At 66.9% G+C, this 12,001-nt stretch carries 15 protein-coding genes; 5 read left to right on the forward strand and 10 right to left on the reverse strand.

Annotated features, from left to right (window positions below; all coding sequences use genetic code 11):
- Positions 1 to 26: 26 nt before the first annotated feature.
- The 6 genes from ACUZUJ_RS10740 to ACUZUJ_RS10765 form a co-directional block, all read right to left on the reverse strand.
- Positions 27 to 242, reverse strand: a complete 216-nt coding sequence (locus ACUZUJ_RS10740) for a hypothetical protein (protein ID WP_014037139.1) — start codon at positions 240 to 242, stop codon at positions 27 to 29.
- Between the two features lie 98 nt (positions 243 to 340).
- A complete protein-coding gene (locus ACUZUJ_RS10745; protein ID WP_049445390.1) occupies positions 341 to 1,531 on the reverse strand; it encodes a methyl-accepting chemotaxis protein in 1,191 nt (396 codons plus the stop codon).
- Positions 1,532 to 1,705: 174 nt separating this feature from the next.
- Positions 1,706 to 2,320, reverse strand: coding sequence for a high frequency lysogenization protein HflD (gene hflD / locus ACUZUJ_RS10750; protein WP_032127363.1), 615 nt, complete (start codon positions 2,318 to 2,320; stop codon positions 1,706 to 1,708).
- Positions 2,317 to 3,459, reverse strand: coding sequence for a tRNA 2-thiouridine(34) synthase MnmA (mnmA, locus tag ACUZUJ_RS10755; protein WP_049445387.1), 1,143 nt, complete (start codon positions 3,457 to 3,459; stop codon positions 2,317 to 2,319). The genes hflD and mnmA overlap by 4 nt, the downstream gene beginning before the upstream one ends.
- Positions 3,456 to 3,917: an NUDIX hydrolase gene (locus ACUZUJ_RS10760; protein ID WP_049445384.1), complete on the reverse strand. Its 462-nt coding sequence runs from the start codon at positions 3,915 to 3,917 to the stop codon at positions 3,456 to 3,458. The genes mnmA and ACUZUJ_RS10760 overlap by 4 nt, the downstream gene beginning before the upstream one ends.
- Position 3,918: 1 nt before the next feature.
- The gene (locus tag ACUZUJ_RS10765) at positions 3,919 to 4,392 is read right to left on the reverse strand and encodes a hypothetical protein (protein ID WP_458219968.1); all 474 of its coding nucleotides are present in this window, start codon (positions 4,390 to 4,392) and stop codon (positions 3,919 to 3,921) included.
- Between the two features lie 112 nt (positions 4,393 to 4,504).
- Here ACUZUJ_RS10765 and clpS point away from each other — a divergent pair, with 112 nt between their 5' ends.
- Positions 4,505 to 4,831 carry an ATP-dependent Clp protease adapter ClpS gene (clpS, locus tag ACUZUJ_RS10770; protein ID WP_005416477.1) on the forward strand — a complete coding sequence of 109 codons (327 nt, stop codon included), beginning with the start codon at positions 4,505 to 4,507 and terminating at the stop codon, positions 4,829 to 4,831.
- A gap of 79 nt (positions 4,832 to 4,910) precedes the next feature.
- Here clpS and ACUZUJ_RS10775 read toward each other — a convergent pair whose 3' ends face one another.
- Entirely contained in the window at positions 4,911 to 5,723 is an 813-nt protein-coding gene (locus tag ACUZUJ_RS10775) for an APH(6) family putative aminoglycoside O-phosphotransferase (protein WP_458219969.1), read from the reverse strand.
- 138 nt (positions 5,724 to 5,861) lie between these two features.
- Here ACUZUJ_RS10775 and clpA point away from each other — a divergent pair, with 138 nt between their 5' ends.
- From clpA to ACUZUJ_RS10790, 3 genes are all read left to right on the forward strand, one after another.
- Positions 5,862 to 8,147, forward strand: a complete 2,286-nt coding sequence (clpA, locus tag ACUZUJ_RS10780; RefSeq protein ID WP_049445375.1) for an ATP-dependent Clp protease ATP-binding subunit ClpA — start codon at positions 5,862 to 5,864, stop codon at positions 8,145 to 8,147.
- A gap of 111 nt (positions 8,148 to 8,258) precedes the next feature.
- Complete coding sequence (locus ACUZUJ_RS10785) at positions 8,259 to 8,603, forward strand: type II toxin-antitoxin system RelE/ParE family toxin (RefSeq protein WP_233490860.1); 345 nt, start codon at positions 8,259 to 8,261, stop codon at positions 8,601 to 8,603.
- A gap of 8 nt (positions 8,604 to 8,611) precedes the next feature.
- Positions 8,612 to 8,899: a HigA family addiction module antitoxin gene (locus ACUZUJ_RS10790; protein WP_049445372.1), complete on the forward strand. Its 288-nt coding sequence runs from the start codon at positions 8,612 to 8,614 to the stop codon at positions 8,897 to 8,899.
- Between the two features lie 57 nt (positions 8,900 to 8,956).
- On the opposite strand, the gene ACUZUJ_RS10795 is transcribed toward ACUZUJ_RS10790, so the two are convergent.
- The 3 genes from ACUZUJ_RS10795 to aat all read right to left on the reverse strand — a co-directional run bounded on the left by ACUZUJ_RS10795 (position 8,957) and on the right by aat (position 10,586).
- Positions 8,957 to 9,451: a hypothetical protein gene (locus tag ACUZUJ_RS10795; protein WP_458219970.1), complete on the reverse strand. Its 495-nt coding sequence runs from the start codon at positions 9,449 to 9,451 to the stop codon at positions 8,957 to 8,959.
- Between the two features lie 89 nt (positions 9,452 to 9,540).
- Positions 9,541 to 9,759 carry a translation initiation factor IF-1 gene (gene infA, locus ACUZUJ_RS10800; RefSeq protein WP_005409596.1) on the reverse strand — a complete coding sequence of 73 codons (219 nt, stop codon included), beginning with the start codon at positions 9,757 to 9,759 and terminating at the stop codon, positions 9,541 to 9,543.
- 86 nt (positions 9,760 to 9,845) lie between these two features.
- Positions 9,846 to 10,586 carry a leucyl/phenylalanyl-tRNA--protein transferase gene (aat, locus tag ACUZUJ_RS10805; RefSeq protein WP_101766401.1) on the reverse strand — a complete coding sequence of 247 codons (741 nt, stop codon included), beginning with the start codon at positions 10,584 to 10,586 and terminating at the stop codon, positions 9,846 to 9,848.
- Positions 10,587 to 10,658: 72 nt separating this feature from the next.
- Here aat and ACUZUJ_RS10810 point away from each other — a divergent pair, with 72 nt between their 5' ends.
- The gene (locus tag ACUZUJ_RS10810; protein ID WP_101765427.1) at positions 10,659 to 11,927 is read left to right on the forward strand and encodes a hypothetical protein; all 1,269 of its coding nucleotides are present in this window, start codon (positions 10,659 to 10,661) and stop codon (positions 11,925 to 11,927) included.
- Positions 11,928 to 12,001 lie beyond the last annotated feature (74 nt).

A 12,001-nucleotide genomic window follows, 5' to 3' on the forward strand; every position in this document is an offset into this window, starting at 1 on the left:
GAACGCCATCCACGCGTGGCGTGGATCTACTTCAGCGCTTCCCCATCCAACCCCAGGTCCCACGCCAGTCCCAGCAGCGCCTCATCCGCCCGCGACGGGCCAGGCCGCGCATCCGCCAGCTGCTGCAGCTCACGGATCTCCTCGCGTGCCACCTCTTCCAGCTGCTGCAGCTGCTCACGCACGCTCGCGTTGCGCGGGCGGTCGGTGTCGGCGAGGGAGGGCAGGGCACGGATCAGGGTCATGGTGCGCGTACAGGATGCATCCAACGGCAGGCTACAGGCAAAGGCCCCGGACGAACCGGGGCCTTGCGGGCTGCCGGCAACGGCAGCGGACATCAGGATCAGAACAGCTCGACCGTGCCAGCGCCCATGGTCTGCTGGGCGACCGGCTTGTGCGGCGGGCGCTCCCACTCACTGCGCAGTTCGCGCAGGCGGCTGCCGGTGCGCTGCAGGGCGGTGGCGATCTCTTCGTCGAACACGCCGCCATTGCGGTGCAGCAGTTCCTGCAGGGCCACCGCTTCGCGGTTGATCGCAGTCAGGCGGTCCAGGTGGGTGTGCACGCCGCCCAGCGCCTGGGTGGCAATGTCTTCGAACTGCAGGGCGCGCACGGCTTCGGCCACGCTGCCGTCGATCGAACGGGCGCACTCGGAGACTTCGCGCATGCCGTCGCCCAGCGAGGCATTGATCTGCGCGACGTTGTCGAGCATTGCCGCTGCTTCCTGGCGCGCTTCGCGGGAGCGGTCCATGTCACGCGAGGCCATGTGCGAGACCGTCTCGCGCACCTTGGCGATGGCGTCCTTGGAGCTGTGCGCCAGCTTGCGGATCTGCTCGTTGAAGGTGGTCGAGCGCTCGGACAGGTTGCGCACTTCGTCGGCGACAACCGCGAAGCCACGACCGGCTTCACCGGCACGCGCAGCTTCAATGGCAGCGTTCAGGGCCAGCAGGTTGGTCTGGTCGGCAATCGACTTGACGTCTTCCAGCAGCGCGAAGATGCCATCCAGGTGCTGCGCCATCTGGTCGATGTGCTGCACGGTGGTGCTGCTCTGGCCGCTCACCTGTTCCAGCGCTTCCACCAGCTGTTCCATGCGGTGGCTGGCGTGCTGGGCGAAACGGGCAACGTCGAGGCCGGCATTGCCTTCATCACCGGCGCGGTCGACGATGCGCGACAGGGCCTGGCTCTGCTGGCGCGACTTGCGGTTCATCGCATCGAAGCTGCCGCCCAGGCTGGACACGGCCTGGCGGATCAGGTCACGGGCGCGTTCCACTTCGCCGCGCGAGCCGTCGATTTCGTTGCCGACGAAGCTGCGCAGCTCGGTCAGCAGCTGGTCCTGCTCACGCAGGACACGGGCATGTTCCGGGGAGCGATGCGCCTGGGCGCGGGTGGTCCACCACGCAAAGCCGAGCCAGCTCAGCGTCATCGTGGTCAGGATCGCCCAGCGCAGGGCGGCCGGCCATTCGAAACCGATGGCGAAGGGGAGCAGCAGGGTCAGAGCCAGGGGGGCGGCCAGACGGATGAAAATGCGTGAGTACATGGACGTTCTCGGGAGGTGCACGGAGGATGTATCGGCCGTACCCCCTTTCTCTTTAACGTCGATGTGCCTCGAAGTGCATTCTGAATGCGCCGGTTTTCCGGCGCTGCCGGGCAACTCGGGGTCAAGCGGGGTCGGATCCCTTTTCCACGGGAAAAGGGCTCTGACCCCATGGCCTCACGCCAGCTGGCGGTCCACGGCCTCGATCATCGCCTTGCGGCTGAACAGGAAGTCCCAGTAGCTGCCGCCCAGCTGGCGCCACAGCACCGCCGAACGTACCGCGGCCAGCAGCAGGGCGCGGATCTCGGCGACCACGCCGGCCTGGCCCAGGTAGTGCGGGTTGCCCTGCACCATCACCCGCGGCTTCAGGTGGCTGATGGTGTCGGCATACAGGCCGCCCAGGTTGGCCAGTACGTCCGGGTGGCCACTGTCACCCAGCTCGACGGCCTGGCGCTGGGCGCGCTCGATGCCCGAGGCGACCTTGTTCACGGTCGCCCCGTCCTGCACGAAGCGGCGCTCCAGCTGCAGCACCGACAGGGCCAGCTTGGGCAGGATCGGGTCCTGGCCCTGGCTGCGGAAGTAGTTGTGCAGCAGGCGCAGCCCAGCCTTCAGTGCATGGCGGTCACCGAACACCTCCTGCGGCGAGGACGCATCGACGCGGAACACGCTGTCCACGGCGGTGCGCACGGCGGCGGCGTCGGAATGGCCGGTATCGGCGATACGGCGCACCTGCTGCAGGGCCTGGGCAATGCCGGCCAAGGCCAGGACGCGGTCGTCGACAGTGAAACTCATGCAGCGATTACCTCAAAAGGGGAAGGGGTGGTGCGCAGGCGCTGTTCCAGCGGCGCATCGGTGGCGGCGATCACCGCGCCGCCCAGGCACACATCACCGTCATACAGCACCAGCGATTGACCAGGGGTAACGGCGCGCTGCGGGCGCGCAAAGGTGACCAGCACGCTGCCATCGTCCAGCACCTCGACCGTACACGGCTCGTCGGGCTGGCGGTAGCGGGTCTGGGCGGTGCATTCGAAGCGCCGTGCCGGCGGTGAGCCGGCGATCCAGTGCGCGGTTTCCGAACGCAGGCGGTCGGACAGCATCCATGGGCTGTCGCGGTCCTGGTCCACGTACAGCACGTTGCTGGCCACATCCTTGCCGACCACGTACCACGGCGCGGCGGGGCGGCCACGCACGCCGCCGATGTTCAGGCCCTCGCGCTGGCCCAGAGTGAAATAGAACACGCCCGGATGCTCGGCAATCACGCTGCCGTCGGCCGGGTCGAGGATCTGGCCGGTCTTGGCCGGCAGGTAGCGGCCGAGGAACTCGCGGAAATCCCGCTCGCCGATGAAACAGATGCCGGTGGAATCCTTCTTGGCGTGGGTCGGCAGGCCGACGTCGCGCGCGATCCGGCGGAGGTCGCTCTTTTCCAGGTCGCCGATCGGGAACAGGGTGGCTGCCAGCTGTTCCTGGCCCAGCTGGTGCAGGAAGTAGCTCTGGTCCTTGGAGCGGTCGGCGCCGCGCAGCAGCAGCCACTGGTGGCCGCGCTGGGTCACCCGCGCATAGTGGCCGGTGGCGATGCGCTCGGCGCCCAGCTCGCGGGCGGCATCCAGGAAGTGCTTGAACTTCACTTCGCGGTTGCACAGCACGTCCGGGTTCGGGGTGCGCCCGGCCGCATACTCGGCCAGGAAGTGCTCGAACACGCCCTGCCAGTATTCGCTGGAGAAGTCGCGGAAGTGGAACGGAATGCCCAGCAGGCCGCAGACGGCTACCGCATCGCGGCGGTCATCCTCGGCGCGGCAGTCACCGCTGCCGTCGTCGGCCCAGTTCTGCATGAACAGGCCGGCCACGGCCTCGCCCTGCTGTACCAGGCGCCAGGCGGCGACCGAGGAATCGACGCCACCGGAGACGCCCACCATTACACGCGGAGTGCTCATGCGACCTCCCGGACCAGCGAAAGCGGATGGCGCTGGCCACCCAGGTAATCGGCCACCACCTGCCAGACCAGCGGGCTGCGCTGGCGCTCGCCGGCGGCCTGCAGCTCGGCCGGGGTCAGCCACAGCGCGCGGTCGATGCCAGTGTCCAGCGGCTGCGCCGGGTCATGCGAGACCGGGCGCGCCGCATAGCAGAAGCGCAGGAAGGTAGTGCCGTCGCCGGCGGTCCACTGGTAGCAGCCGATGAAATGGGTCAGCTGCACGGTCCAGCCGGTTTCCTCGCGGGTCTCGCGCAGGGCCGCCTCGGCCAGGCTTTCGCCCGGCTCGAGGTGGCCGGCCGGCTGGTTCAGCACCTGGCGGCCGTCGATGGTCTCCTCGACCAGCAGCACGCGGCCGCCGTCGATCACCACCGTGGCGACGGTGGCGTGCGGTGCCCAGCGCGGGTCCGGCGTGGCGTTCAACTCAGAACTCGTCCTTCTTGGTCAGTTCCAGCTCCATCGCGTCGGCGGTGCGGATGGCCGCATCGATGGCGTCGCTGAGCTGGTCGGCGGTGGCATCGGCGTCGATCTTCACCACGAACATGGCGGTGGTGTCCTGCTTTACCCAGCCGCCCATCTTGGCGTCCTGCGAATCTTCCAGCAGGCGGTTGGCCACGGCCACCGGGAACTGCTTGGTCTTGGTGCTGTAGGCCGGCGACCAGATCTCGCGGATGTTGTGGCTGCCGAAATCTTCCACCGCCGAGCGCACGTAGACCATCTGGGTGCGATCACCCTCGACGTCGAAGACCATGCGGTAGTCGCCATCCTCGTCGACTTCGTAGGTGTAGCCCAGCTTGTCCAGGTGGCGGGCCACGGAGTTGTCGGCACTGGTCGCGGCGGCGGCAGAGCCGGCAGCGGCCAGGGCGATCAGCAGGGCGGAGAGAAGGGTCCTTTTCATGAAGATCCTGTGAAGCAACGTTGAAAGAAGGTGCAATTGTGACGGTGGGCGTGCGTGCCGTCCAATCTGCGGCGGGCCGACGCAGGCCCGGTGCTGCCTCTATAATGGGTGGATGCCCCATGAGTCCTCCCCCGATTCCCAGCACGAGCACGGCGTTGCCGTGGAGCCCGCGCGCCCGGAAGTGGCGCCGCCGCCGTTCTACCAGGTGATGCTGCTCAACGACGACTACACCCCGATGGATTTCGTGGTGGATGTGCTGCAGCAGTTCTTCAGCATGGACCTGGACAAGGCCACGCAGGTGATGCTCCACGTCCATACCCGCGGCCGCGGCGTCTGCGGGGTGTTCACCCGCGAAGTGGCCGAGACCAAGGTCGCCCAGGTCAACGAATACTCGCGGATGAACCAGCACCCGCTGCTGTGCACGATGGAAAAGGCCTGACCGGCTGCCGGTTCTCGTCCGGGCGTATCGGCACCGGCCGGCCGTGCCCACCAAGGTGGGCATCTACCAGAACCCTGGCTCACCCCTCCGCCAGCGCCTCCAGCGCCATCCGCGCCACCGCCTCGTCCACGTCGGCCGGGTCGCCGTCATCCCTGAACCACACTGCCGACAGCGCCGTGCTGGCCGCGATCCAGCGCAGCAGGCGCGTGCGCTCCAGGCCGGCCAGTGCGCTGACCTGTTCCAAACGGGCGGCAAAGCGCTCGGGCCGGGTGGCCACATGGATGCCGGCACCGCACAGGTCCGGATTGCTGAACATCGTCGTGTAATCGAACGCGCGGTCGCCCAGCAGCGGCTTCGGGTCGATCGCCAGCCAGCCACGCGCGCCGAAATCCAGCACGTTGTCGTGATGCAGATCGCCGTGCAGCGGCCGGATCTCGCGCTCGTCCCGCAGCAGGCCCTCCGCCAGCGATCTGCACTGTTCCAGTAGTGGTGGCAGCGCCGCCCTTGGCTGCAGCAGGTCGACGAACCATCTACGCAGGCAGACCAGGTCGTCTGGCGGCGCGCTCCGTGGCCGGTGCAGCCGCTGCAGGATCTGGCACAGGAGGGTGGTGCAGGCGTCATCGTCGCCGTCGATCGAACGTTGCCGCAGCGAGTCGCCGCCGGCACGCTCGATCAGGATCGCCGGTCCCTCGTGGGCCAGCAGGCGGGCGGCGCCGTCACCGTCCCACCAGCGCAGCAGGCGATGGCTGTTCTGCTCTTCGGTTTCGCTGCTGACCTTCAGCATCGCCGGTTCGCCGGCGGCGGTCAGCACCGGCCAGAGCTGGGCATGGGGCGTTTCGATGGCCGGGCCATCACGCCGCAATCGCCAGCGGCTCAGGTAGGGTTCGCTCATGCTGGGTGGGCTGTCCTGGAGTGAATGAAGATCAAGCGATTCGCACTGCTAACGCCATCTGAACGCAGCAATCCGCTAGGGTGATGGAAATCGCGTAGTCAGGCCGCATATTGTCCCCATCTGCCGCCGGAGTAATCCATGTTCAGCAAAGACCTCGAACACACCATCGGCCAGTGCTACAAGCGCGCCCGTGAGGCCCGGCATGAGTTCATGACGGTCGAACACCTGCTGTTGGCACTGCTCGACAACCCGTCCGCCCAGGCCGTACTGAAGGCCTGTGGTGCCGACGCCGAACGCCTGCGCCAGGAGCTGGAGCAGGCCATCGAGGCTTCCGTGTCCCGCCTGGCCGAAGATGACGGCCGCGATACCCAGCCGACCCTGGGCTTCCAGCGCGTGCTGCAGCGGGCCGTGTACCACGTGCAGTCCTCGGGCAAGAAGGAGGTCACCGGCGCCAACGTGCTGGTCGCCATCTTCGGCGAAAAGGACTCGCACGCCGTCTATTACCTCAACCAGCAGGACGTGACCCGGCTGGATGTGGTCAATTACCTGTCCCACGGCATCGCCAAGCTGGGTGAGGAGGGCGAGCAGCCGTCCTCTTCCTCCGAGGGCGAGAGCCGCATGGAAGGCGGGGAGGGTGAGCCGAAGGGCGATGCCCTGACCGAGTTCGCCAGCAACCTCAACGAACAGGCCCGGGCCGGTCGCATCGACCCGCTGGTCGGCCGTGCCGATGAGATCGAGCGCACCATCCAGGTCCTGTGCCGCCGCCGCAAGAACAACCCGCTGTACGTGGGTGAGGCCGGCGTGGGCAAGACCGCGATTGCCGAGGGCCTGGCCCGCCGCATCGTCGAGGGCTCGGTGCCCGACGTGCTGGCCGACGCGGTGATCTATTCGCTCGACCTGGGCGCGCTGGTGGCTGGCACCAAGTACCGTGGCGACTTCGAGAAGCGCCTGAAGAGCGTGCTGACCGCGCTGAAGAAGGTGCCCAATGCGGTGCTGTTCATCGACGAGATCCACACCATCATTGGTGCCGGTTCGGCGTCGGGAGGCACCATGGATGCCTCCAACCTGATCAAGCCGGCGCTGGCCTCCGGTGAGCTGCGCTGCATCGGCTCGACCACCTTCCAGGAATACCGTGGCATCTTCGAGAAGGACCGGGCTCTGGCCCGTCGCTTCCAGAAGATCGACATCGTCGAGCCGACGGTCGGCGAGACCTACGAGATCCTGCAGGGGCTGAAGTCCAAGTACGAACTGCACCACGGCGTGACCTATTCCGACGAGGCGCTGCAGGCAGCGGTGGACCTGTCGGTGAAACATATCGGCGACCGCCTGCTGCCGGACAAGGCCATCGACGTGATCGATGAGGCCGGCGCCCGTCAGCGCCTGCTGCCGGAAGGCCAGCGCAAGGAGCTGATCGACGTCGAGGAAGTGGAGGCGATCGTCGCCAAGATGGCGCGCATCCCGACCAAGCAGGTCAGCGCCACCGACAAGGATGTGCTGCAGCACCTGGAGCGCAACCTGAAGATGGTGATCTTCGGCCAGGATCCGGCCATCGAGACGCTGTCCTCGGCGATCAAGCTGGCACGCTCCGGCCTGGGTAATCCGGAAAAGCCGATCGGCAACTTCCTGTTCGCCGGTCCGACCGGTGTCGGCAAGACCGAGGTGACCAAGCAGCTGGCGCTGCAGCTGGGCATCGAGCTGGTCCGCTTCGACATGTCCGAGTACATGGAGCCGCATTCGATCAGCCGCCTGATCGGTGCGCCTCCGGGCTACGTCGGCTTCGACCAGGGCGGCCTGCTGACCGAGAAGATCGTCAAGACGCCGCACTGCGTGCTGCTGCTGGACGAAATCGAGAAGGCGCACCCGGACATCTTCAACATCCTGTTGCAGGTGATGGACCGCGGCGTGCTGACCGATACCAACGGTCGTGAAGCCAACTTCAAGAACGTGGTGCTGGTGATGACCACCAATGCCGGTGCGGCGCAGGCCTCGCGGCGCTCGATCGGCTTCACCAAGCAGGACCATGCCACCGACGCGATGGAGACCATCCGCCGCAGCTTCACCCCGGAATTCCGCAACCGCCTCGACGCGGTGGTGCAGTTCCAGGCGCTGGGCTTCGAGCACATCCTGCGCGTAGTCGACAAGTTCCTGATCGAGCTGGAGATGCTGCTGCAGGACAAGCACGTCAGCCTGTCGGCCACCCCGACCGCACGCGACTGGCTGGCCCACCACGGCTTCGACCCGCTGATGGGTGCGCGCCCGATGGCCCGCGTGATCCAGGACAAGATCAAGCGTCCGCTGGCCGACGAGCTGCTGTTCGGCAAGCTGGTCAACGGCGGCAAGGTGAACATCGATGTCCGCGACGACGAGCTGGTGGTCGAGACCCAGGCCGAACCGGAGCGCCTGCTGCCGGCGACTGTGGAGTGAGCTGACACCGGGCCTGGCCCGGTGGACCTGAAATGACAAGGGCGGCTTCGGCCGCCCTTGTTGTTCTGGGTCTGTCGCCTGCGGCCTTGCTGGAAGGGTGCGGAGGCATCGATGCTGTTCCGTGAGCGCGATGGGGTGTTGCTTCATTTGTATCGCGCAACGATACGGGATACAGTGATGATCATCGGCTTTCGCCACAAGGGTCTCGAGCGCCTCTACCGTTCCGGCATCAGCAGCGGGATCCGGCATAGTCACACCAGCAGGGTGTTGATGATCCTGTCGATCCTGGATGCGGCTTCGGCGCCCGGGGATCTCGCCATGCCTGGATTGCGCCTCCACAAGCTGCGGGGCGACCTGAAGGGGCATTGGTCCGTATGGGTCAATGGGAATTGGCGGATCACCTTCCGTTTCACCGGTGGCGACGTGGAGCTGCTGGACTACCTGGACTATCACTGAGGCTGCGCATGATTCATCACCACCCACATCCAGGACAGACGATCAAGGCAATGGTCTTCGATCCGATGGATCTCTCGGTGACCGAAGCGGCCGAGCGCTTGGCAATGTCGCGGGTGGCATTGTCGCGGGTGTTGAACGGCAAGGCGGGCATCAGCCCTGATCTGGCCATTCGCCTGGAAATGGCCGGGGTCAGTACGGCGTCTTTCTGGATGGGGCTGCAATCCAACTACGATCTCTGGCTGGCGCGGCAACATAAGCAGCCACGGGTGCTGCCACTGGTTGCGCCTGCGCGGTGATGCCCTTCATGACAAGGGCGGCTTCGGCCCCCCTTGTCATATGCGTCATATGCGCCGTCAGCGGCTGCGCTGGCGGGCCTTCTTCTTGAAGGTGGCCTCGTCGACAGGCTCGATCTGCGCCACGGTGCAGCGGCTGGAGTCGGTGTGCAGCTGGCTGCGCCCAGCGGCACACAGCAGGCCCTGTTGGCCGTCCGTGGAGAAGCTCAGTTTCCGCGAGTAGCCCGCTGCCGAGCAGTCGTCCTGGAAATGCACGACGTAGTGGTCCTGGCCATTGCGTAGCAGGATGTTGCGCGACGCGCCGGCGCGCACCAGTTGCTGATCGCTGCCCAGTTGGACGCAGTCACTGGCGGCGGAAGGGGTGTCGGCGGCGCGCGCGGGCAGTGCGCTGGTGGACGCGACAACGGCGACGAGCAGAGCGGTCAGCGGGAGCATGTTCATGGCGGGGCAGGGGGATGGCGATCCGGACTGGATCGGGTCCCACGATGCCGCCACGGATGCAGATGCGAATCTGCCGCAAGCAGGGCTGACCGACGTCACGGTGAGTTCGGTCACGATGACCTCCGGCAGGGCCGGATTGCAGGCATGACAAAAGGCCAGCAACCAGGGCTGGCCTTGTCGAAGTGGCGCAGCGCGCCGACCGCTTACTTCATGCGGTAGGTGATACGACCCTTGGTCAGGTCGTACGGGGTCATTTCAACCTTGACCCGGTCACCGGTGAGGATGCGGATGTAGTTCTTGCGCATGCGGCCGGAGATGTGGGCGATGATTTCGTGCCCATTTTCCAGACGAACGCGGAAAGTGGTGTTCGGCAGCGTCTCGCTGACGGTGCCCTCGAACTCGATGGAATCGTCTTTCGACATGTAGTCCTGTGCGGTTCAGAAAACGGCCACGCTGGGCCTAAGGCGCGGTATTTTACGCGTGACGGGCCCAGCTTGCAAAGTTTGTGTTAACCCCCGGCCAAACGCCGTGCCGGCAAGCGTCCGACCGCCTGTGTCCACGGGCCTTCACGGCCGTCATGGCGCACCGCGTGGCGGACGTGCTCCAGAAACGCCGCGCGCGGCAGGTGTTCGGCGCCCATCCGCAGCAGGTGCGGATTCTCCACTTGGGCATCGATCAACGCCCAGCCCCAGCCGTGAAGCCTGGATGCCAGCGCGGCCAGGGCGATCTTGGAGCCGCCGCTGGCGCCACTGAACATGCTCTCGCCGAAGAACATCGTTCCGATCGCCACCCCGTAGATGCCGCCGACCAGCGTCTGCCGGTCCCAGACCTCGAAGGAGTGGGCAAAACCGAGGTCGTGCAACTGACTGTAGGCCTCGACCATGTCGGGGCTGATCCAGGTGCCGTCCTGGCCAGGGCGAGGTGCCGCCGCACAGGCGCGCATCACCCGGCTGAAGGCAGTGTCGGCGGTGACCTCCCATGTGCTGCCGCGCAACTGGCGCCGGAAGCGGCTGGACAGATGCACGCCATCGGTACGGAACACCATGCGCGGGTCGGGCGACCACCACAGGATCGGCTCGCCCTCGCTGAACCATGGAAAGATGCCGCCGGCGTAGGCATTGAGCAGGCGTGCCGGATGCAGGTCGCCGCCCACTGCCAGCAGGCCGTCGGGCTGGCGCAGGGCCGTCTCGGCCGGGGGGAACGGAGCGTCCGGCGCATCGGCCAGGCGCCAGGGCAGCTGGCGGGTCATGCTGGCATTGTATTCGCCGTGGTGATCGGTGATGTCTGGCACCATCAGCATCCAACGGCAAGGAGCCTGCGAATGAGCGACCCGATCTCAGCCATCCTCGACCTGCATGACACCCCGCGCACGCGCAACGACAGCCAGGGCATGCTGCTGTCGCTGGCCGCCGAGCATCCGCGCCAACTGGGTGAGTTGATGCTGCAGGCCGTGGCGCGACGCTCGCCCGGCTCGGCCTTCCTCGACATGGCGCTGGACCTGTTGCCGGACGAGGCGGTGCCCGCGGTCGCTGCCGATGCATGGCGGCGCTATCGGGATGGCGAGCGCGGAGAACTGCTGGCCAGCGTGATCGAATTCGCCAGCTACCAGGCGCCGCAGGTGCTGCAGGACGACTGGGAGGCATTGCTGGCGCTGGCCACTGAAGACGAGTTGCAGCTGGCCTCGCAGGTATGGCGGGACCTGCCAGCCGAGGTGGCCGCGCAGTGGGCGCAGGCCCTGGCCGAGGCCGGGGACGATCGTGAGATGGCGCGGGCCAGGGTACTGCTGCTCGCCACACAGCCGGACAGCTACCCGGTGGCCCGCGGATACCTCGCCGACTGGGGGCAGCTGGACCCCGAGGTCTGGGCGCATTGGGCCGGCGTGGCCAACGGTGCGCGGCCGCGCCACCTGCATGACCAGAAGCCGCTGCACATCCGCTTCGGTCGAGCGCAGCATCGCGCACAGCAGGCCGACGAGCCGAGCTGGCGCAAACGCATCTGGCGCCTGCATCCGACCTGGAATGGTGGGCAGGTACAGCACGCCGGCCACATGGGTGGACCACTGGAAGCGCTGTGTGGCAGCTGCCATGCGCCGCTGCAGCGCCTGCTGCAGACCGACGCTGCCGCGCTGCAGCCGGGTGCAGCGGGCGAGATCACGCTGGGCCTGTGCCTGGACTGCTGCGGCTGGGAGGAGCCGCCGGTGCGCTTCTATCGCCACGACGGCGAGGGCCTGCCCGGCTGCCATCCCAGCCAGTACCGCGAGGTGCCGAACACGCCCACCGACAGCGGCGACCTGATGCAGGCCGAGGTGGGACTTGTGGCGCTGGAAAGCGTGCGCTGGCAGCAACAGGACTGGGGCCAGTCCAATCATCGGCAGAACCTGTCACGCGTGGGCGGTGCGCCCAGCTGGGTGCAGAGTGCCTGGTACCCGGCGTGCATCGATTGCGGCGAGGAGATGCCCTTCGTGATGCAGCTTGATTCGACGCTGCCGACCACGCGTGAGGGCACGCTGCTGTGGGGCAGTGGCGGCATGCTCTACACGTTCTGGTGCGCGACGTGCCGGGTGAGTGGGCACTTCTGGCAGTGCACCTGAGCGCAGCGCACTCGCCATCGCGCTGGTAAACGCCAACCCTATGGCCTGGTGGGTGCCGATCTTGCCTCGGTCGG

It is taken from the genome of Stenotrophomonas sp. S4, from assembly GCF_054187805.2.